Source organism: Bradyrhizobium sp. T-1 (assembly GCF_053592855.1).
Window position 1 is genome coordinate 7,648,310 of the sequence record NZ_CM132115.1, and the last position, 20,350, is coordinate 7,668,659.

General features: G+C 64.0%; 22 protein-coding genes and 1 pseudogene. 13 read left to right on the top strand and 10 right to left on the bottom strand.

The genetic code is table 11. The annotated features are described in order from the left end of the window. Positions 1 to 204: 204 nt before the first annotated feature. Entirely contained in the window at positions 205 to 1,623 is a 1,419-nt protein-coding gene (locus ACWAT4_RS36580) for a M20 family metallopeptidase (RefSeq protein ID WP_449729329.1), read from the bottom strand. 299 nt (positions 1,624 to 1,922) lie between these two features. Between ACWAT4_RS36580 and ACWAT4_RS36585 the strand changes: the two genes are divergently transcribed. The 3 genes from ACWAT4_RS36585 to ACWAT4_RS36595 all read left to right on the top strand — a co-directional run bounded on the left by ACWAT4_RS36585 (position 1,923) and on the right by ACWAT4_RS36595 (position 4,300). Beyond that, positions 1,923 to 2,912 carry a S1C family serine protease gene (locus ACWAT4_RS36585; protein ID WP_212426109.1) on the top strand — a complete coding sequence of 330 codons (990 nt, stop codon included), beginning with the start codon at positions 1,923 to 1,925 and terminating at the stop codon, positions 2,910 to 2,912. A 28-nt stretch (positions 2,913 to 2,940) separates the two neighbouring features. Further along, positions 2,941 to 4,011, top strand: coding sequence for a carboxylesterase family protein (locus tag ACWAT4_RS36590; protein WP_449729330.1), 1,071 nt, complete (start codon positions 2,941 to 2,943; stop codon positions 4,009 to 4,011). Between the two features lie 82 nt (positions 4,012 to 4,093). After that, the gene (locus ACWAT4_RS36595) at positions 4,094 to 4,300 is read left to right on the top strand and encodes a hypothetical protein (RefSeq protein ID WP_212297348.1); all 207 of its coding nucleotides are present in this window, start codon (positions 4,094 to 4,096) and stop codon (positions 4,298 to 4,300) included. Between the two features lie 84 nt (positions 4,301 to 4,384). Here ACWAT4_RS36595 and ACWAT4_RS36600 read toward each other — a convergent pair whose 3' ends face one another. The 5 genes and pseudogenes from ACWAT4_RS36600 to ACWAT4_RS36620 all read right to left on the bottom strand — a co-directional run bounded on the left by ACWAT4_RS36600 (position 4,385) and on the right by ACWAT4_RS36620 (position 7,197). Further along, positions 4,385 to 5,059 carry a DsbA family protein gene (locus ACWAT4_RS36600; RefSeq protein WP_212297349.1) on the bottom strand — a complete coding sequence of 225 codons (675 nt, stop codon included), beginning with the start codon at positions 5,057 to 5,059 and terminating at the stop codon, positions 4,385 to 4,387. A gap of 87 nt (positions 5,060 to 5,146) precedes the next feature. Then, a pseudogene (locus tag ACWAT4_RS36605) lies at positions 5,147 to 5,868 on the bottom strand (LrgB family protein). Continuing rightward, positions 5,865 to 6,248, bottom strand: a complete 384-nt coding sequence (locus ACWAT4_RS36610; RefSeq protein ID WP_212445246.1) for a CidA/LrgA family protein — start codon at positions 6,246 to 6,248, stop codon at positions 5,865 to 5,867. The pseudogene ACWAT4_RS36605 and the gene ACWAT4_RS36610 overlap by 4 nt, the downstream one beginning before the upstream one ends. A 40-nt stretch (positions 6,249 to 6,288) precedes the next feature. Further along, positions 6,289 to 6,765, bottom strand: a complete 477-nt coding sequence (locus tag ACWAT4_RS36615) for a PaaI family thioesterase (protein ID WP_212297351.1) — start codon at positions 6,763 to 6,765, stop codon at positions 6,289 to 6,291. Between the two features lie 3 nt (positions 6,766 to 6,768). Continuing rightward, the gene (locus ACWAT4_RS36620; RefSeq protein ID WP_212297437.1) at positions 6,769 to 7,197 is read right to left on the bottom strand and encodes an acyl-CoA thioesterase; all 429 of its coding nucleotides are present in this window, start codon (positions 7,195 to 7,197) and stop codon (positions 6,769 to 6,771) included. A 107-nt stretch (positions 7,198 to 7,304) separates the two neighbouring features. On the opposite strand from ACWAT4_RS36620, the gene ACWAT4_RS36625 reads away from it, so the two are divergent. Beyond that, entirely contained in the window at positions 7,305 to 7,853 is a 549-nt protein-coding gene (locus ACWAT4_RS36625; RefSeq protein WP_212297352.1) for a TetR/AcrR family transcriptional regulator, read from the top strand. Positions 7,854 to 7,959: 106 nt separating this feature from the next. Here ACWAT4_RS36625 and ACWAT4_RS36630 read toward each other — a convergent pair whose 3' ends face one another. Next, positions 7,960 to 8,457, bottom strand: coding sequence for a hypothetical protein (locus tag ACWAT4_RS36630; RefSeq protein ID WP_188104093.1), 498 nt, complete (start codon positions 8,455 to 8,457; stop codon positions 7,960 to 7,962). Positions 8,458 to 8,645: 188 nt separating this feature from the next. Between ACWAT4_RS36630 and ACWAT4_RS36635 the strand changes: the two genes are divergently transcribed. Together ACWAT4_RS36635 and ACWAT4_RS36640 are read left to right on the top strand one after the other, a co-directional pair. Beyond that, positions 8,646 to 8,921 (top strand): PsiF family protein, encoded by a 276-nt coding sequence (locus tag ACWAT4_RS36635; protein ID WP_212426105.1) that lies wholly within the window; start codon positions 8,646 to 8,648, stop codon positions 8,919 to 8,921. A 100-nt stretch (positions 8,922 to 9,021) separates the two neighbouring features. Then, positions 9,022 to 10,107, top strand: coding sequence for an AbrB family transcriptional regulator (locus ACWAT4_RS36640; protein WP_212297354.1), 1,086 nt, complete (start codon positions 9,022 to 9,024; stop codon positions 10,105 to 10,107). On the opposite strand, the gene ACWAT4_RS36645 is transcribed toward ACWAT4_RS36640, so the two are convergent. Next, positions 10,104 to 10,733: a pyridoxamine 5'-phosphate oxidase family protein gene (locus tag ACWAT4_RS36645; RefSeq protein ID WP_212445244.1), complete on the bottom strand. Its 630-nt coding sequence runs from the start codon at positions 10,731 to 10,733 to the stop codon at positions 10,104 to 10,106. The two genes, ACWAT4_RS36640 and ACWAT4_RS36645, sit on opposite strands and share 4 nt — an antisense overlap. Before the next feature lie 123 nt (positions 10,734 to 10,856). On the opposite strand from ACWAT4_RS36645, the gene ACWAT4_RS36650 reads away from it, so the two are divergent. Continuing rightward, on the top strand, positions 10,857 to 11,741 hold the full coding sequence (locus ACWAT4_RS36650; RefSeq protein WP_449729331.1) for a LysR family transcriptional regulator: 885 nt from the start codon (positions 10,857 to 10,859) through the stop codon (positions 11,739 to 11,741). Between the two features lie 2 nt (positions 11,742 to 11,743). Here ACWAT4_RS36650 and ACWAT4_RS36655 read toward each other — a convergent pair whose 3' ends face one another. Beyond that, positions 11,744 to 12,163: a PaaI family thioesterase gene (locus ACWAT4_RS36655; protein WP_212297357.1), complete on the bottom strand. Its 420-nt coding sequence runs from the start codon at positions 12,161 to 12,163 to the stop codon at positions 11,744 to 11,746. Between the two features lie 234 nt (positions 12,164 to 12,397). After that, entirely contained in the window at positions 12,398 to 13,567 is a 1,170-nt protein-coding gene (pobA, locus tag ACWAT4_RS36660) for a 4-hydroxybenzoate 3-monooxygenase (RefSeq protein WP_212297358.1), read from the bottom strand. Positions 13,568 to 13,832: 265 nt separating this feature from the next. Here pobA and ACWAT4_RS36665 point away from each other — a divergent pair, with 265 nt between their 5' ends. The 6 genes from ACWAT4_RS36665 (at position 13,833) to ACWAT4_RS36690 (ending at position 20,347) form a co-directional block, all read left to right on the top strand. Continuing rightward, positions 13,833 to 14,849 (top strand): TRAP transporter substrate-binding protein, encoded by a 1,017-nt coding sequence (locus tag ACWAT4_RS36665; RefSeq protein ID WP_449729332.1) that lies wholly within the window; start codon positions 13,833 to 13,835, stop codon positions 14,847 to 14,849. A gap of 244 nt (positions 14,850 to 15,093) precedes the next feature. Continuing rightward, positions 15,094 to 15,603 (top strand): TRAP transporter small permease, encoded by a 510-nt coding sequence (locus ACWAT4_RS36670; protein ID WP_449729333.1) that lies wholly within the window; start codon positions 15,094 to 15,096, stop codon positions 15,601 to 15,603. Between the two features lie 2 nt (positions 15,604 to 15,605). Next, positions 15,606 to 16,925 carry a TRAP transporter large permease gene (locus ACWAT4_RS36675; RefSeq protein WP_449729334.1) on the top strand — a complete coding sequence of 440 codons (1,320 nt, stop codon included), beginning with the start codon at positions 15,606 to 15,608 and terminating at the stop codon, positions 16,923 to 16,925. A gap of 10 nt (positions 16,926 to 16,935) precedes the next feature. Further along, the gene (locus ACWAT4_RS36680) at positions 16,936 to 17,397 is read left to right on the top strand and encodes a DUF3237 domain-containing protein (protein ID WP_449729335.1); all 462 of its coding nucleotides are present in this window, start codon (positions 16,936 to 16,938) and stop codon (positions 17,395 to 17,397) included. Positions 17,398 to 17,657: 260 nt separating this feature from the next. Beyond that, positions 17,658 to 18,467, top strand: coding sequence for a crotonase/enoyl-CoA hydratase family protein (locus ACWAT4_RS36685; protein ID WP_212297362.1), 810 nt, complete (start codon positions 17,658 to 17,660; stop codon positions 18,465 to 18,467). Next, on the top strand, positions 18,464 to 20,347 hold the full coding sequence (locus ACWAT4_RS36690) for a feruloyl-CoA synthase (RefSeq protein WP_449729336.1): 1,884 nt from the start codon (positions 18,464 to 18,466) through the stop codon (positions 20,345 to 20,347). The genes ACWAT4_RS36685 and ACWAT4_RS36690 overlap by 4 nt, the downstream gene beginning before the upstream one ends. Positions 20,348 to 20,350: the final 3 nt, after the last annotated feature.

The window sequence follows — 20,350 nt, forward strand, 5'->3', positions numbered from 1 at the left end:
TTTTGACTGGCCGTAGATGGCACACTGAATAGGCCGCGCGTCAACTGCGACCGTGTGTGTGCGAACGATGTTCTGGCTGTCCGTTGGGCAAAACTTCGTTCCGCAGCCCAACGGTTCGGCATTCCGGCGTCAAAATCCGCAGGAAACCAAGTTGCACTGCGAAAAATTTGTTCGCGAGATCAGACGAAGTATCGAGATGGAATTCTACGCCACGGACATATTGAGCGGCGGCGCGACGTGATCCGGCAGCGGGCAAACATAAGGCGTTTTGGCCGTCCGCTTCGTCAGATCCGCCTTCGCGGCCTTGATCAGATCCGGCTCGGTCAACGCCTTGATGCCGAGGCCGGCCATGGCCTTGGCCGCCTGCACCATCGCCTTGTGGGCATGCGGGCTCTTGCCCTGCGCCACAACCTGCCAGGTGTGAAAAGGCGTGCCGATTGCAACCGTTGGTGCGTGAACCTGTACGGTCGGCACCACCCAGCTCACGTCACCCACGTCGGTCGAACCGACCAGCGGGTTGCGCTTGGCGTCCAGCGGCACCAGGAAGTCGGCCAGCGGCCGATCGGTCGGCTCCATGCCGATCGCGTAATAGACCGACGCAATGTCCTTGTCGGTCAGCGTCGCGCGGATCTGGCCGGCAAAGCCCTTGTCGGCGTCGTCGAAATGCGGCGGTCCGAGCTCTTCCATGACCCGATGCAGCGCCTGCTCCAGCGGCGTGTTCGGCAGGATGTTGGAGACCGCGGAGATGATCTTCATCTCCACCTTGGTCTCGGTCATCAGGGCCGCGCCGTCTGCGATCTTGCTGACGCGCCCGACCAGCTCGTTCATGCCGGGGAGATCACGGGCTCGAATGGAATAACGCACGCGGGCGTGGGCCTGCACCACGTTGGGTGCAATTCCGCCGGTGTCGAGCAGCGCGTAATGCACGCGCGCGTCGCTCGGCATGTGCTCGCGCATGTAGTTCACACCGACATTCATCAGCTCCACCGCATCGAGCGCGGAGCGGCCGAGATGGGGCGAAGCAGCCGCATGCGAGGTGCGGCCGGTGAAGATGAAGTCGGCACGGGTGTTGGCGAGCGACGGCGTCACCGCGACTTCCCAGAAGCTGTGCGGATGCCAGGTGATGGCAATATCGGCGTCCTCGAACGCGCCGGAGCGTACCATGAAGGCTTTGGCTGCGCCGCCCTCTTCGGCCGGACAACCGTAATAGCGCACGCGACCGGGCACCTTGTTCTCGGCGAGCCAGTCCTTCACTGCAGTTGCCGCCAGCAGCGCCGCGGAACCGAGCAGATTGTGACCACAGCCATGGCCATGGCCGCCAGTCTCGACCGGACGATGCTCGGCAACGCCCGCCTCCTGGCTGAGGCCCGGCAACGCATCATATTCACCCATGAAGGCGATGACCGGACCGCCCTCGCCCCATTCGCCCGTCACAGCAGTCGGAATGCCTGCGACCTTCTCGGTGATGCGGAAACCCTGGTGGCGCAGCTCGGCGAGATGCTCGGCGGCGGAGCGTGCCTCGGTGTAGCAGACTTCGGGCATGCCCCAGACCTTGTCGCTGAGGTCGATGAAACGCCCCTTGATCGTGTCGATGCCACGCCAGATGTCGCTGCGGTTGTCCATTGCTTCGGTCCGTGATCTCTTGGTCAAACGAAGCGGCAATGGTTAGCAGCTTCACCCGAGAACGACCAGCGGCTCGCCGGACATCAGCCATGCGGCCGGCGCGACCACCCCTCGGTCCGGCACGTTGCCACCGCGATGAGCACCGGCAGTTCCTGGCACGATCATTGAATTGAGCCGACAGCGTCCGGAATAGTTGAGGTCAAGTCTTTCAAGACGACCGCCCTCGGCTTAAATTACCTCTGCTTCGCGCGCGCTCCTCTTGCGGCGAAGGGATCGCGCTCGCAAATCAGGAGAACTCCATGACCGTTCTGACCGAATGGAGAGTGCCGCCGGCCAATCAGCCGCGTGCGAGCGATTACGGCTTCGACCTCAACCGTGCGCTCGCCTCCGTCGTCGGTCTACACGCCATCATCCCGCCGGACGCCTTTAGCGCCGAAACGCTCGGCACCGAGCGCGCCGGCAACGGCGTCGTGATCGATGACGGGCTGGTGCTGACCATCGGCTATCTGATCACCGAGGCGGAATCGGTGTGGCTTCATCTCGGCGACGGGCGCGTGGTGGAAGGACATGTGCTCGGCTTCGATGCCGTCACCGGCTTCGGCCTGGTGCAGGCGCTCGGCCCGCTCGACATCGAGCCATTGCCGCTCGGCTCATCGGCGGACACACGGCTCGGCGACCGCGTCGTGGTCGGCGGCGCCGGGGGACGGACGCGATCGGTCGCGAGCCAGATCGTCGCCAAGCAGGAGTTCGCGGGCTACTGGGAGTATCTGCTCGACGAAGCCTTGTTCACCTATCCCGCCCATCCGAATTGGGGCGGCACCGGGTTGATCAACGAGCGCGGCGAACTGATCGGCATCGGCTCGCTCCAGCTCGAGCGTGAACGCGACGGCAAGGCCGAGCATGTCAACATGGTCGTGCCGATCGACCTCTTGAAGCCGATCCTCGACGATCTCCGCAAATTCGGCCGCGTCAACAAGCCGGCCCGGCCATGGCTCGGACTCTTCTCGACCGAGATCGACAACCGCGTGGTGGTGATCGGGATCTCGACCAATGGCCCGGCTGCGCGCGCGGAGCTCAAGACCGGCGACGTGATCCTTGCGGTCGACGGCGAGAAAGTGACGAGCCAGACAGCCTTCTACAAGAAGATGTGGGCCCTCGGCCCCGCCGGCGTCGATGTGCCTCTCACCGTGCATCATCAAGGCACCGCGCATCATGAGGGTGTCACCTTCGACGTGACCGTGACGTCGACCGATCGCTTCAAGCTTTTGAAGGCGCCGAAACTGCACTGACAGCTTCAATCCAGCATAGGAAGCGGCGATGACCGAGGCCGTCGTTGACGACATCGTAGCCGTGCTCCCGCCGCTGCTCAATGCACTGGAGGCGCTCGGTTACTTCACCCGGCATTTGCATCCGCCGGCCTTCGCCTCGGTGATGAATGCCATCGGCGCACCGGATGATGCGCTACGGTCGGCACACGCAGCAACTGGCGCATGGCCGGAGCAGTTCGCCGGACTGCGCGAGCGGCTCGATCGCGCCTGCAACGAGACGCTCGCGGCCTTTGCCGGCATCCGCGACGTCGAGCGCGGCAACGGCGATCTCGTCGCGGTGTTCCGCGCGCTGCGCCATCTGCCGCGCGCGCAGGAGGCACTGTATCCGCTGTCGGCGCAATTTCCGCCGGTCAGCAACTTCTTCCTCAACGGCGCCAATCGCGGGAATGAAGCGCTGCTGTCACGGCTCGAGGTCGGCGCGGGCGAGCACACCGGCATCCACCACGATCACAACGAGCCCGGCAGCCGCGGCGGCTTTTCGGTCTATGTGCCCGAATACTACACGCCCGATCGCGACTGGCCTCTGGTGATGGCGCTGCATGGCGGCAGCGGCAATGGCCGCGGCTTCCTATGGAGCTGGTTGCGCGATGCCCGCAGCTCAGGTGCGATCCTGGTGGCGCCGACTGCGACCGGGCAGACCTGGGCGCTGATGGGTGACGACACCGACACGCCCAACCTCATGCGCATCCTCGAAACCGTGCGCGACCGCTGGAACGTTGACGCCTCGCGCATGCTGCTGACCGGCATGAGCGACGGCGGTACCTTCTGCTATGTCAGCGGACTCGATGGCGCCTCGCCCTTCACTCATCTTGCGCCGGTGTCGGCGACCTTCCATCCGTTGATGGCGGAGATGGCCGACGCCACGCGCCTGCAGGGCCTGCCGGTCTTCATCACCCATGGCAAGCTCGACTGGATGTTTCCGGTGCAGACCGCGCGGCAGACGCAGGGAGCGCTCGCCGCCGCCGGCGCTGAGGTCACCTACCGCGAGATCGACGATCTCAGTCACACCTATCCGCGTGAGATCAACGCGGAGCTGCTGCAATGGCTGAACGGGGCGTGAACGAAGTGTCCTTACCTGCGCCGCACTGTCGCGGAACCATCACTGCGGGCCGACGTTATTCGCCCGTCACCGGAGGTTCGCCATGCAGACTTTTCTCGGAATGATTTTGGGCGCGCTGCTGCTCGCTTGCGGCGTCTATGTCTATGATTCCATGCAGACGTCGTCAGTCGCCAATGGCGAGGTCGCGATCACCAATCGCACCATCGTGAACTGGGATGTCGCGAAGGCCGACTGGGACGCGTTGCGCGACCGCGCGCATAAGGACTGGGTCCGGATCTCGTCGAAGTAAATCGGTTCGACCCGACATGAACAAGGCGCCGTCGCAGATCCGCGGCGGCGCCTTTCTCCTGGTCGTGATCGGCTCAGCGATACGTCAGTTCATCTTGGCCTTGCGGGCGTCGGCGATGACCTGCTCGAATTCGTTCATGCTGAGCACGCCCGGAACGCGGTACTTGCCGACGATGAAGGACGGCGTGCCCCGGAAGCCGAAGGCCTCTGCCTGGTCGTTGTTGCGCTTGAGGACCACATCGATGTCCTTGCCATGCGCGGCGAGGTCGCTCTTGAGACGATCCATGTCGACGCCGACAGATGCGAGCAGCTCGTTGATGCGCGACTCGGTCAGGCGCGAGCTGACGCCCATCATGGCGTCATGGGCCTGATGGTATTTGCCCTGGAATTTCGCCGCGAGCGCAATGCGAGCAGCCGTCACGGAGACAGGTCCGAGGATCGGCCAGTCCTTCAAAACCAGCCGGACCTTGCCATCGTCCTGGACGACCTGGCGCAACTCGGGTTCGAGCTTACGGCAATAGGGACAATTGTAGTCGGACCACTCGATGATGCTGATGTTACCATCGGGATTGCCGGCGACGGGAACGTCGGGATCGCGCAGCACCTTGGCTTCGGTCAGCACCTCGTCATCATCGGTGGCTGCGAGGGCAAATCTGGTTCCACCAGCCGCCAGCGCACCAGCCCCGATCAATTTCAGCGCCGCTCGCCGGGAGGGCACCGGGCCAACGCCGTTGAGGCCTTTATTCCTAAATCCCGTCATATCTCGTCCCGTTTCGTCCCACCGCCAGCAGTTACGGCCGGGAACCGGAAAATGTTACGTTCCATATAGAGTGTCGCGGCGACGATGTCATCGCACCAGCAGGGTCACCATCAGGGGGACCAGGAACGAGGTGACCAAAGCGTTCAGGCTCATGGCGACGCCGGAAAAGACGCCGGCGATCTCGTCGACCTGGAATGCGCGCGCCGTGCCGATGCCGTGCGCGGCAAGGCCGGCAGCAAAGCCGCGGGCGCGGAAATCGGTCACGCCGGTGCGGTTCATCAGCGGCGTCACGATGATGGCGCCCATGATGCCGGTGAGGATGACTGCGACCGCCGCCAGCGACGGATCCGCATGCAGCGATTCGGCGATGCCCATGGCAACGCCAGCCGTGACCGATTTCGGCGCCAGCGACAGCACCACGTCGCGCGGCAGGCCGGCGAACTCGGCGAGCAGCACGACCGACACCACGGCCGTCACCGAGCCCGCCACCAGCGCCACCAGCATGGCACGATGGAGCTGACCACGCGCTTGCGGTTCTCGTAGAGCGGCACGGCGAGCGCCACGGTGGCGGGCCCGAGCAGGAAATGCACGAACTGCGCGCCGGCAAAATAGGTGGTGTAGGACGTACCTGTTACGAGCAGGAACGCCCCGATGATCCACATCGCATGCAGCACCGGATTGGCAAACGGATGGCGCCGCGTCGCCAGCGACACCGCATCCGTGGTCGCATAGACCAGCAGGGTCACCGTCAGCCAGAGCAGCGGCGACTGCGACAGGTACACCCAGAGGGAGAACGGATTATCCTTCATCTGATGTCCTGCTGCTTCAACAGGCGGCTGACCAGGCGGAAGGTCAGGACGGTGGCGAGTAACGTCACCACCACCGAGAGCACGAGCACCAGCAGGATGGCAACGCCGTGGGAGGCGAGCAGGTCGAGCTTTTGGACGACACCGACGCCGGCTGGCACGAACAAGAGCGAGAGATGAGCCAGCAGGCCCTTGCTCGCGGTCTCCACGCCGTCGTTTCGGAGCGGCCCGTGCACGAGCAGCGCAAAGCGGTCGCGGGCAAGCAGCAGGATCAGAAGCAGCAGCAGGCCGAGCACGGGGCCCGGCAGCGGCAGGCCGAGACCGCGGACCACGGCCTCGCCGATCAATTGGCAGAGCAGGATGAGGCTGAGACTCGCAAGCATGACGCATCAAGGAATGCGCCACAGAGCTTGTCAATTGCCGCTAGGCGCGGGACGCGCGCGGTTGGTGCGGAGCTGCAACACGGGGCAGCATCGCCATCAGCGTGCCGGTCATGGTGGCGATCAGCGTGGACTTGCCGTCATGCTCGGCAAACGCCCTGGCTTCGCAGAAGGTGAGCGTACGGCCGGGCTTGACCACCTCGGCCTTGAACACGAAGCGCTCGCCGCGGGCGGGGGCGAGCAGCGTGGTCTTGAACTCGACGGTGAGGATATCGGCCTCGGACGGCATCAGGGTGAAAGCGGCGACGCCGCAGGCATTGTCGAGCCCCGCGGTCATGATGCCGGCATGGATGAAACCGTTCTGCTGCGTGAAGGCCGGCGAATGCAGCATGGCCAGCTCGACCTCGCCCGGTGCGAGGCGGACGATCACGATGCCGAGCGTGCGCATCGCCGGCTGTCCTTCGAACATCGCGACGGTTGCCGCTCGATAGCCCGGGTTTTTCGGCTCGAATGTGGCCATGCTTCAGACCTCGGCCGGTTCGGCAAGATGCTTCAGCGCGATTTCGCGGATCGCATCGATGAACGGTGCGGATTTGCGCAGGCTACGATCCATGTGCACCGCCGTGATTTCACAAAACGCGGCCACTTCGCCCGTTTCGGCGTTCGTCATCTCGTGCCGGAAGCGAATCGACTTGTCGCGAAGCTCGAGCAGGTGACTGCGGATCTCGATGATGTCACCGGCGAGCAGCTCGCGCTTGTAGGTGATGTTCTGCTGCACCGCGGCCATGCCGCGGCCGGATGAGCGTAGATAACCCGGTGTCAGTCCGAGCCGGGCAAACAGATTCCAATTGGCCTCGTCGAATTTGCCGACATACCACATGATGTTCATGTGACCGACGTGATCGCATTGCCACGGATAGACCGTGCCGCGATAGGTCGCCGCCTGCTCCATCGCCATCCTTGCCCCTGTCTGCATTTTTGATTTTGATACGGTAGCGTATCAGGCGAAGGGCGCGTTAGCAATACGGCAGCGTATCAAGAACCGGTGAGGCTTCCTTCATGAACGACGGCAGGGGCGATGTCTGGGTCGAGGCGGGGTTCAGCGAGCTCGCCCGCGCCGGCGTCGAGGGCGTGCGGGTCGAAGTGCTTGCCAAGAATCTCGGCGTCACCAAGGGCGGCTTCTACCGCCGCTTCGCCGACCGCGCCGCACTGCTCGAGGCCATGCTGGTGCACTGGCGCGAGGGACGCTCGGCGTCCATCGCGCAGCAGACCAGCCTGGACGGACAAGAGCCGCGTGAACGGCTGAAGGCGATGATCCAGCTCTACTCCGAGCGACTCAATCCGGAAGGCATGGCAATCGAGCTTGCGATCCGGCAGTGGGCACGCTCCGACGAGAGTGCGGCTGCGGCTGTGGCCAGCGTGGATGCGGCGCGGCTCAAGCATGTCGCCGAGCTCTACCGTGCGACCGGCCTGGAGGCCGAGGCGGCCGAGGCGCAGGCCTTCCTATTCTACTGCTTCATCTTCGGCCAGAGCCTGCTGTTCATCGAGCGCGGCCCACGCAAGCGGTCGCAGCTCGTGGCGAAATCAGCCGAGAAGCTATTGGACTAGGGCATGATCCGGAAACGCATGTAGCGGTTTTCCGAGAGATCACGCGCAACAGTCACCAAGCAAAATGGCCGGAGCTTTGCTCCGGCCATCGCATCAATTCGAAGCGTTAGGCGGCACCCTTCAGCTTCTTGTTGCATTCGCTGTAATAGCCGCCGCCCTTCTCGATCCACTTCATGCCACCATTGCCATTGGTGGTCTTGTTGGCATTGTACTGGTCGACGCAGGTGTGGAGGCGCGCCTTACCGGCAGTCTCCTTGGCGTATTTCGGATCAACCGCGTTCGGGAAGATCGCAGGGCCGGCCGGCAGAGTCGGCGCCGGAGCAGCAGCAGGGGCGGCCTCCTTCTTTGCCTGCTTCGGCTCGGCTGCAGGGGGTGGCGCAGCTGGGGCGGCCGCGGTCGGCGCAGCGGCCGGCGTTGCGTCGGCGCCGCACTGGGCTTTGCGGAAGTCATTCCACTTCATGGTGCCGAGCGAGCCGTCCTTCTTGGCGGCCTGATATTTCGCGCTGCACTCTTGCGAGGTCAGCGCCTGCGCCGGCGCGCTCGCCACCAGCGCGGCGACGCCCGACACCGCAATTGCACACAACAATTTGGCTTGAATGGTCATCCTTGGTCTCCCTCAGGGAAGCAAAACGAGGATTGCTATCCTAGCGTGTCCCGCACGCCCGACAAGGAAGCGGTGGGCTTCGCAGCCAAAATATAGTGATCCCGCCGTTCAGATTATTCATGTCGCGTTCAGCAACGCGGGCCGACGTTCGCGTCCCTTCGCAATTCTCGCAAGAAGAGTCCAACACCATGACCCTCGCTTCCCGTCTCGCCGTCGTCGCCATTGCCTCCCTGTTCGCCACCGGCACCGCCTTCGCACAGACCGCGGCACCGGCTGCCAAGACCGATGCCACCACGACCACCGACAAGAAGGCGCCGAAGGAGCACTCGGCCGAATCGCTAGAATGCTCCAAGCAGGCGGATGCCAAGGGCCTCCACGGCAAGGAGCGCAAGAAATTCCGCTCCGAGTGCATCAAGAGCGCCAAGGCCGGCACTGCGGCTGCGCCTGCCGCCGACAAGAAGTAAGCCCGTCACTATCCTCCCCTCGCCGTTGGCGAGAGGCGCACGCATTGCGGCATGACGAGCCTGCAATTGTGCGCCTCTCGCCGATTTGCGATAAGGTGGCGTGAAGCAAATCACCGCCTCCTTCCCGTTCGAATTGCCGAGCCGTGCCAAGGTTTTGAGCACCGCGGAGACGCTCGTCATCGGCGCGGCTGGCGGCCTCGCGTTCCTGGTTGCGGGCCTTCCGGGCGGATTGATATCGGGATCGATGATTGCAGTCGGGCTTGCCGCAATTGCCGGACGCCAGCTCGCCGTTCCGCCGCTGCTGACCCAGACCGTGCTGGTGCTGCTTGGCATTTCGCTCGGCTCCGTCGTTTCGCGACACCTGATCCAGCAGGTCAGCGCCTATCCGCTGACCATCGGTCTATTGGCGCTCGCGACCTTCTGCTCGACCTTCGGCTCGAGCTACTATCTCCAACGCATCCATGGCTGGGACCGCACCTCGGCCTTCCTCGCCGGCAGCCCCGGCGCATTATCGCAAATCACGATCTTGGCGGTTGAACGCGGCGCCGACCTGCCGGGCATCGCTGTGGTGCAGACCATGCGCGTCATCATCCTCACCGCGGCGCTGCCCATGGTGCTGGCGATCGCGGGCGTCGCCCCCTCCGTCGCGCCGTCGCTGACGACGACGATCGCCTCGCCGCTCGATCTCCTCGAACTGGTCGCCGCATCGCTGGCGGCGTCGCTCGTTCTCCGGCTGATCAGGTTTCCGGCGAGCTGGATGTTCGGCGCGATGATCGCCTCCAGCGTGCTGCACGGCGCGGGCTGGGTCGACGGCGGCCTGCCGAACTGGGTGCGCGGCGTATCGCTGGTCGGCATCGGCGCGCTGATCGGCAGCCGCTTTGCCCGGATGCGGATCAAAACGCTGGCCGGCCACATCAACGCGGCGCTGGGCTCGTTTGCCGTGGCCATCGCCGTCTCCGCCATCTTCGTCGGCATCGTCGCCGTTACGACCCAGGTGAAGTTCTCCGACGTCGTCGTTGCTTTCGCGCCCGGCGCGATGGACGCGATGCTGGCGCTGGCGCTCACGCTGCACATCGATCCGATCTTCGTCGGCGCCCATCATCTCTCGCGTTTCGTGTTCGTGACGATCGCGACGCCGGGCATCGTGCATCTGTTCGGCCGGACACAAGACGACGTGGACGATTAGCCCTCCACTGCCGTCGCCCGTCCCTTCAACACGGCAACCTCTGCCTCGAGCTCCGCGATCCGCTGGTCTCTGGCCGCCAGCGCCGCCGCAACATCCGGGGCGTCAAACTTCTGCGGAATGTGCTGCGGGCAGTTGGTGTCCCACGCCGCGATCTTGAACAGGACCACCTGCTCCGGCCGGGCGCGGTAGCCCTTCGGCATCAGGGCCGTCGTCAGCGCCTCGTCGTCCTCGACCACGCGCGCCTCGCCCCAGATCTTCACGCGGCGGCGGTGGGCGTAGTCCATGACGAAGATGTAGGCCTTGGGGTTCTCGGACAGATTTCCCTGGGTGATGTATTGCCGGTTGCCGGAATAGTCGGTGAAGGCCAGCGTCTGCTTGTCCAGCACCTTCAAGAACCCCTTCGGGCCGCCCCGGTGCTGGATGTAGGGCTGGCCGTCGGCCGAGGCGGTCGCAAAGTAGAAGCTGTTGGCATCGGCCAGGAACGCCGCGAGGTTCTCGTCGACCTCGGTGCGCCATCCCCGCTGCTCGGCATGGGCATAGCCCTCGCGCGATCCCTTTCGGGTCTGGATCGATTTCACCGCCGGCGAGAAGGCAACATCGCTGGCATAGGTGTGTACGGCAGTCATCGGAACATCTCCTGAGAATTCCAGCACATTGCTGCGTCTTTCAGAGCTCAAAATGGACCTTCCGGCGATCAAAACAATCGGCCCGCTTGACACTTCATCGTTGCAATATATGCAATAATACCCATGGACCGCCTTGAAGCCATGCATGTCTTCGTCACCGTCGCTGACCTGCGCGGCTTTGCGCCGGCGGCGCGAAAGCTGCGGCTGTCGCCATCGGCGGTGACGCGGATGATCGCGGCGCTCGAAGAGTATCTCGGCGCGCGGTTGCTGCAGCGGACCACCCGGCAGGTCAGGCTGACCGACGTCGGCACGCGCTATCTGGAACGCGCACGGCGGATTCTTGCCGATGTCGAGGAAGCCGACGGCTCGGCGCGGGAGGAGCGCAACCGGCCGAGCGGGCGGCTGGTGGTGTCGGCCCCGGTCGGCTTCGGCCGGCTGCATGTCGGCCCGGTCATGACCGATTATCTCAAGCGCTATCCCGAGGTCGCCTGCGAGCTCAGGCTGTCGGACAACCTCGTCAATCTCGTGGAGGATGCCGTCGACGCGGCGGTGCGGATCGGCCATCTCGCCGATTCCTCGCTGGTGGCGCGCCAGGTCGGCGAGATGCGGCGGATCGTGGTGGCGACGCCGGGCTATCTGAGGCGCCATGGCGAGCCGAAGACGCCGGAGACGCTAGTCGAGCACCAGACCATCCAGTTCGGTCCCACCTCGAACTGGCATTTCGTGCAGGACGGCCGCGACATCGAGGTGACGCCGAGCCCACGCTTCACCAGCAACAGCGCCGACGCAGCGCTGCAATTTGCCGAGGCCGGCGGCGGCGTGACGCGCGTGCTGGCCTATCAGGCCGCCGAGGGCCTGAAGCGCGGGCGGCTGAAAATCGTGTTGGCGAAATACGAGCAGCCGGCGCTGCCGATCCACATCGTCTATCCGACCTCGCGCCTGCTCTCGGCCAAGGTGCGCGCCTTCATCGATCTCGTGGTGGAGACGGCGGAGTGGCGGTTTGGGTAGGCTCAACCTTTCTTGGGCACCACCCGGAACGTGCCGCTGGCCCGCGCGATCACGGCGCCGTCGGCCTTGATCAGGCTCTGCGCGAAGCAGATGGTCTTGCCGGTCTTGATCACGTCGCTCTCGATCGAACACCACTGGCCAATCTCGGCCGAGCCGACGAAATCGATCGACAGTGAGACCGTCACGAAGGAAGTGGTCCAGTTCGTCACCTGCGCGCAGCTATAGCCCATGGCATTGTCGGCGAGCGCGGCGATCAGGCCGCCATGGATCAAGCCACGGCCGTTGGTGTGCGGCCGTGCCAGCCGGAGGCCAATGATGATGGCCTTGTCGGTCTTCTTCGCGTAGAGCGGCTCCCAGGGCTCGGTGAGCGGGCTCTTGCGGGACAAGGGCTCAAAGCCGTCGGGAATGTCGGTGGAGGTCATGTGCGTCTCGTGTGCTGCTGATTGCCAGCATTGAACGCGATGGACGTGACGGGCGCATCAATTACAAAGTTTTAAACGGGATTTGCGCGGGTGTTTGAAACGCGCCGTGCCATCCCCGCCACCGTCATCACCCGCGAAAGCGGGTGATCCAATATTCCAAAGGCGGCGCGGCTGCAATCGAGAGGCCGCGGCGTACTGGATGTGCCGGCCCTTCGCCGGGCATGACGGCGAGTGTCAGAACGGCAAGCCCACATAATTCTCCGACAGCGACGTCATCGCGGCCTGCGACTGCGTGACGTAATCGAGCTCGGCGAGCTGGATGCGCGCGCCGATGCTGCCGGTGTCGGGGAACTTGTGCAGCATCGAGGTCATCCACCAGGAGAAGCGCACCGCCTTCCAGACCCGCGCCAGCGCCGTCGCGGAGTAGGCGTCGATCCCGGCGCTCGATTTCTCGTCGTAGAACTCGCGGAGCGCGCTAGACAGATAATGCGCATCGCTGGCAGCGAGGTTCAGTCCCTTGGCGCCGGTCGGCGGCACGATGTGGGCGGCATCGCCGCACAGGAACAGCTTGCCGAAGCGCATCGGCTCGGCGACAAAGCTGCGCAAGGGCGCAATGCTCTTTTCGATCGAGGGGCCGGTAATGAGGCTGTCGGCGGCCTCCTGGTCGAGCCGGCGCTTCAACTCGTCCCAGAAGCGGTCATCCGGCCATTGATCGACATGGTCGTCGAGCGAGCACTGCACGTAATGCCGGCTGCGCTTCATCGAGCGCATGGTGCAAAGCGCGAAGCCGCGGGCGTGGTTGGAATAGATCAGCTCGTGGCTGACCGGCGGCGTCTCGGACAAGATGCCGAGCCAGCCGAACGGATAGACCCGTTCGAATTCCTCGATCGCCGAGGCCGGCACGCTGGCGCGGCTGACGCCGTGAAAGCCGTCGCAGCCGGCGATGAAGTCACAATCGAGGGTGTGGGTGACGCCATCCTTGACCCAGGTTACGCGCGGGTGACTGCCGTCGAAATCGTGCGGCTGCACATCCTTGGCCTCGTAGATGGTGGAGAGGCCAGCGGCCTTGCGTGCATTCATCAGGTCGAGCGTGACTTCGGTCTGGCCGTAGATCATGACCGTCTTGCCGGTCGCGGCCTTCATGTCGATGCGATGACGATGGCCGGCGAAGGCGAGCTCGATGCCTTCATGAACCAGGCCTTCGGCATGCGCCCGCGTACTGGCGCCGATCTGATCAAGCAACCCGACCGTTCCCTCTTCCAGCAGGCCGGCGCGGATTCGGCCGAGCACGTAATCCGGGCTCTGCCGTTCCAGAATGAAATTGTCGATGCCGTATTGGTTCAGAAGTTGCCCAAGCAACAATCCTGCCGGCCCGGCCCCGATGATTGCGACTTTTGTCCGCAATACTTGCTCCTCCCGATCCTGTAGGCTTTCGTCGCGGCGCGCTTGTCGCGGTCGTCCACGCGCGATAATTATAACATATAACGGTTGGGCAAAAGGGGAGCGCTCGTCGCGGCATCGCGACAAATCCATGCAACATGGCTGACATAGATGACGCGGCGGCACGCCGCGGCAGTTCCGGCTTGAACGCGCCAGCCAATTATATAACATGTTAACTAATGAGACCGGGCCATCGAAGCCCGCCGTCGCAAAGAGGGAGAGACACGTGATGAGGAAAGCATGTCTGGCTTTGCTGCTGGCAGCGAGCGTGACGCCTGCGTTCGCGCAGGACAAGACCTTCGACTTGAAGATCTCGCATTGGGTGCCGGCTTCGCATCCGCTGCAAAAGTCGCTGGAGGATTGGGCAGCCGCGGTGGAGAAGGATTCCGGCGGCACCATCAAGGGCAAGGTGTTCCCAGCCCAGCAGCTCGGTAAGGCCTTTGATCACTACGACATGGCGCGTGATGGCATCGCCGACGTCACCTACGTCAACCCAGGCTATCAGCCCGGCCGCTTCCCGATTATCGGCGCCGGCGAATTGCCGTTCCTAATCTCGGACGCCAAGGGCGGATCGATGGGGCTGGACGCCTGGTACCGCAAATATGCCGAGAAGGAGATGAAGGACGTCAAATACTGCCTCGCCTTCGTCCACTCGCCCTCCTCCTTCCACTCCCGCACGAAGAAGATCGTGATGCCGGAGGACGTGAAGGGCATGAAGATCCGCCCCGCCCACGCCACCATGGCGAATTTCGTCACCGCGCTCGGCGGCACCAATGTGCAGTCCTCCGCACCTGAAGTGCGCGACATCATCGAGCGCGGCGTCGCCGACGGTGTCACCTTCCCCTGGGGCTCCCTGGTGCTGTTCGGCATCGACAAGGTCACTAAGTTCCATATGGAGGCCCCGCTCTACACCACGACGTTCGTGTTCGTGATGAACAAGGACAAGTACAATTCCATGTCTGACAAGCAGAAGGCCGCGATCGACAAGAACTGCACGACCGAAATGGCGGGCGTGGTCGGCGAGCACTGGGGCAAGTTCGAGGATGCCGGCATCGACAAGGTAAAGGCGGAAGAAGGTCACGAGGTCTACAAACTGACGCCGGACCAGACGACGGCCTGGAAGAAGGCAGCCGAACCGCTGGTGAAGACCTGGAGTGACGGCGCCAAGAAGGCCGGTGCCGATCCTGACGCAGCCTTGGCGGAGCTCAAGGCCTCGCTGAAGAAGTACAACGCGCTGGCTGAGTAGGCGATGCCGTCGCGGCGAGCTCCGCTTCTCCCTCGCCCGGTTCTTACGGGGAAAGGGTCGGGGTGAGGGGCTGCTTCGGCACAGAAGCTAGCAGATGGGCCCGCGGAGAGTCCCCCTCACCCACCGCGCTCTGGCACGCAAGGGCGCTGCCAAGCGCGTCGGCCGCTCCCCGCACGCGGGGAGAGGCGAACGTCGCGGCGAGACCCGGATCAAAAATGACATCACGCGAAGGGATCACCAACCCATGAAGCGCTCCTGGATGGATCGCGTCATCGATACGATCGAATGGATCGCGGCCGGCTTTGTCGGCATCGTCGCGCTCGACATCTTCCTGTCGGTGCTGTTGCGCAACACGCTGAACTATTCGATCCCCGACAGTTTCGACATCGGCCGCATGCTGCTCGGCATCCTCATTTTCTGGGGCATTGCGGCGACCTCCTATCGCGGCACCCACATCACGGTCGACCTGGTCTGGGGCAATGTCGGGCCGCGCTACCAGCGCTGGATCGACGTGTTCGCGACCTTGGTGCTGCTGTTCGTCGTCACGGTGCAGACCTGGACGCTGTTCGACAAGGTGCGCGGCACCTACAACGACAACGTCCAGACCTTCGACATGCACATGCCGACCTGGCCTTTCTTCGTAATTGCCTGGATCGGCGACGTCTCGGCCGTGCTGCTGATCGCGATCCGCACTTACCGGCTCATCTTCCACCCCGAAGACATGCACGACCCCAAGCTGAAGGCGACGGAATAATCATGAGCACCGATGCCGTCGCCGTTATCGGCTTCGTTTCCCTGTTCGCGCTGATGCTGCTGCGCGTGCCCGTCGGCATGGCCATGGGTCTCGTCGGCGTCTCCGGCTTCTCCTATCTGGTCGGCGCGACGCCCGCGCTGAAGCTCGTTGGCCAGACCTCGATGCGCACGGTCACCGACTACACGTTCGGCGTCATCCCGATGTTCCTGCTGATGGGCTCCTTCGTCAGCAATTCCGGCATGAGTCGCGAGCTGTTTCGCGCCGCCAACGGCTTTGTCGGACATCTGCGGGGCGGGCTCGGCATCGCCACCGTCGGTGCTTGCGGCGGCTTTGCCGCGATCTGCGGCTCGTCGGTCGCGACCGCCGCCACCTTCTCCGCCGTCGCCTATCCCGAGATGCGCCGCTTCGGCTATCCGCAATCCTTTGCCACCGGCGTGATCGCGGCCGGCGGCACGCTCGGCGCGATGCTGCCACCTTCCACCGTGCTCGCGGTCTACGGCATCATCACCGAGCAGGACATCGGAAAACTCTTCATCGCCGGCATCATTCCGGGCCTGCTGGCGATGACCATGTACATGATCACGATCTTCCTGATCGGCTATTTCCGCCCTGACCTCCTGCCCAAGGGCAAGGTGCTGCCGTGGCGCGAGCGCTTCGCCGGCCTGAAGGACATCTGGGCACCGGTGCTGCTGTTCGTGTTCGTGATCGGCGGCCTCTACGGCCTGCCTTTCCTGCCGCGCTTTACGCCGACGGAGGCCGGCGGCGTCGGCGCCGCCGGCGCCTTCATCATCGGCGTCGTCACGGGACGACTCGACCGTGAGAAGGTGCTGGCCTCGCTGCTGCAAGCGACACGCACCGCGGCCGCCGTGTTCACCGTGCTGATCGGTGCGTTGATCTTCGGCTATTTCCTGACGGTGACGCAGACGCCGCAGAAAGTGACGGAATTCCTCACCGGCCTCGGCCTCGGCCCCTACGGCGTGCTGGCGCTGATCATGGTGATGTATCTCGTGCTCGGCTGCCTGATGGACGCCATGGCGATGATCATCCTGACCGTGCCGATCATCTTCCCCGTCATCACGCATCTCGGCTTCGACCCGATCTGGTTCGGCGTCATCATCGTAATGACCGTCGAGCTCGGCCTGATCCATCCGCCGGTCGGCATGAACGTCTTTGTCATCAAGAGCGTGGTGAAGGACGTGTCATTCTCCACGATCTTCAAGGGCGTGATCCCGTTCGTAGCGACCGATCTCGTGCGGCTGGTAATCCTGATCGCCTTCCCGCTGTTGGCGACCTGGCTGCCGACGCGGATGATGGCGCATTGAGGGTGAAGTGATGACGACACCGACGATCGAGACGAAATACGTCTTCACCATCACTGCCCGCATCGGCGACGTCATCACGGCCGGCGAGACAGGCATCGGCGTCCGTCGCATCATCCCGATTATCGGCGGCGAGGTGCAGGGCGCGATCACCGGCAAAGTGCTGCCGTTCGGCGCCGATTTCCAGACCATCCGTCCCAACGAGCTGATCGACCTCGAGGCCAAATACGCCTTCGAGACCGACGATGGCGCCGTGGTCTATGTCGACAACAAGGGCATGCGCTTCGGCCCGGTCGAGCTGTTGCAAAAGCTCAAGCGCGGCGAACCGGTCGATCCAAAGCTGATCTATTTTCGCACCGTCCCGAAGTTCGAAACCGGGCACGAGAAGTATCGCTGGCTGATGGAACACATTTTCGTCGGCTCAGCGGCACGGCATGCGGACCGGGTGGTGATCGACGTGCACCAGGTGGTGTGAGGGCCGGCTTTAGCGGTTTGCAGCTGGCACGAAGGCTAGCCGTCGTCCCGGCGAAGGCTGGGATCCACCGCGGGATCTACCGGTTGCCGGCGGTCGGAGTACCGAACGACGAATCTTCGCCAAATTCCTCCCTGTGCTTATGGGTCCCGGCCTTCGCCGGGACGGCATAGTATGCGGGGCGGCATTCGCCACAATTCATCGCCCCATATTGACTCCCGCCAAATTCGTTATACAACATAACTATTCTGATAAGGACGCAAATGACACAGGGAAACGCCGAGACCGCTGACGCGGGCGCCTCCGGGCTGCTTCAGATCGAGAGGGTGGACCGGGTTCTGACCGTAGGGCTGAACCGGCCGGCCAAGCGCAATGCGCTCAACGACGGCATCATCCTGGAAATCGGCGAGCGCTTTGCATCCCTGCCCGAGGATATCGGCGCGGTCGTCATCCACGGCATCGGCGACCATTTCTCCAGCGGTCTCGACCTTTCCGAGCTCCAGGACCACGACGCTACCGGCGGCCTCTTGCATTCGCAGATGTGGCACCGGGTGTTCGATCGCATCCAGTATAGCCGCGTCCCCGTCATCGCCGCGCTGAAGGGCGCCGTCATTGGCGGCGGGCTGGAGCTTGCCTGTGCCGCACATATCCGCGTCGCCGAACCCTCGACTTACTTCGCGCTGCCGGAAGGGCAGCGGGGCATCTTCGTCGGCGGCGGCGGCTCTGTGCGGCTGCCGCGACTGATCGGCGTCGCGCGCATGATGGACATGATGCTGACGGGCCGCGTCTACAGCGCGACCGAGGGCGCTTCTTACGGCTTTGCGCAATACGTCACGGAGGCCGGCAACGGGCTTCCCAAGGCGCTGGAGCTCGCAACCAAGATCGCCTCCAACGCGCCGCTGACGAATTTTGCCGTGCTCCAGGCCCTGCCGATGATCGCGGAAGCCAATCCGCAGACCGGCTTGCTGATGGAATCGCTGATGGCGACGGTCGCGCAGAGTGACAAGGAAGCCAAGCGCAGGATTCGCGAATTTCTCGAGCACAAGACCGCCAAGGTGAAGCCGAAATCATGAGTGCACAGCCGTCCTCTTCCAGCACAGAGCGCGGCGTGAGCAATTCTCCGCTGCGACCGATCTCGTTCGGCGATCCCGTCGTCGACATCGAGCGTCGCGCCGATGGCACGATCTATCTGCGGCCGAAGCAGCCGCTCGGCGACTATCCCGTTCGCATCACCGATCGCCTGCATCACTGGGCGACGACGACGCCGGACCGCGTCTTCATGGCGGAGCGCGAAGGCGGCCGCGGCTGGCGCAAGATCACCTATGCGGAGCTGCTCACGGCGAGCCGGCATATCGCCTCGGGCCTGATCCAGCGCGGCCTGTCGGCGGAGCGGCCGGTCGTCATTCTCTCCGGCAATTCGATCGACCACGCGTTGCTTGCATTCGGCGCCTATTATGCCGGCGTTCCGTTCTGCCCGGTGTCGCCGGCCTATTCCCTGGTGTCGAAGGATTACGGCAAGCTGTCCTATCTGATGAAGCTGCTGACGCCGGGCCTCGTTTTCGCCGAGGACGCCGACAAGTTCGCCGACGCGCTCGTCGCCAATGTTTCGCTGGGCACCGAGATCGCCGCGTCCTATGGCCATGTCCCGGGCCGCGACGTCACCCTGCTCGCCGACCTCATGGCAACGCCCGTTCGCAGCGACCTCGACGCGGTGCACGGCAAGATCGGCCCCGACACGATCGCGAAATTCCTGCTGACGTCGGGCTCGACCGGCAATCCCAAGGCCGTCATCAACACCCAGCGCATGATCTGTGCCAACCAGGTCATGCTGCGCGAGACGCTCGCCTTTCTCAAGGACGAGCCGCCCGTCATCATCGACTGGCTACCGTGGAACCACACCTTTGGCGGCAATCACAATATCGGGCTGACGCTCTACAATGGCGGCTCGATGTATCTCGATGCCGGCAAGCCGGTGCCCGGCGGCATCGAGGAGACCGTTCGCAATCTCCAGGAGATTTCGCCGACGGTGTATTTCAACGTGCCCAAGGGGTACGAGTCGCTGCTGCCCTATTTGCGCGACGACCAGGGCTTGCGCGCAAAGTTTTTTGACCGGCTGCACGCGATGTTCTTCTCCGGGGCGGCTCTGTCGCCCTTCGTCTGGAACAGTCTCGACGAACTCGCGGTGAAGGAAAAAGGCTATCGCGTGCCAATGCTGACCGGCTTGGGCGCGACCGAGACCGCGCCGTTCTTCATGTCGGTCAATCCGCGCACCAGCCGCTCCGGCCATGTTGGCCTGCCGGTGTCCGGCAATGATGCCAAGCTGGTGCCGAACAACGGCAAGATGGAGGTCCGGGCCAAGGGGCCGAACGTGATGCCCGGCTACTGGCGCCAGCCCGACATCAGCGCGAAGTCCTTCGACGAGGAGGGCTTCTACAAGATGGGCGATGCGCTCAAGCCCGCCGATCCCGATGATCTCAATGCCGGCTTCGATTTCGACGGCCGCGTCAGTGAGGATTTCAAGCTCGCGAGCGGCACCTGGGTCAGCGTCGGCCCGCTGCGCGCGCGCCTCACGGCGGCCTGCGCGCCGCTGGTGCGCGACGTCGTCATCGCCGGCATCAATCGCGACGAAGTCTCCGCGCTTGTCGTCCTCGATCTCGACGGCTGCCGGCTGATCAACCCAACGCTGCCCGCCGACGACCTCACCGTCACCGCGCGCGACCGCCTGGTTCAGGAGGCCTTTCGCGAGCGCCTGACACACTTCCTCGCTTCGGCCACCGGCTCCTCGACCCGGGTCACACGCGCGATCCTGATGGACACGCCGCTCTCGATCGACAAGGGCGAGGTCACCGACAAGGGCTCGATCAACCAGCGCGCGGTGCTCGAGCATCGCGGTGCGCTGATCGAGGAGCTCTATGCTGCCAATCCATCCGACCGTGTGATATCGGTCGGCTAAGAA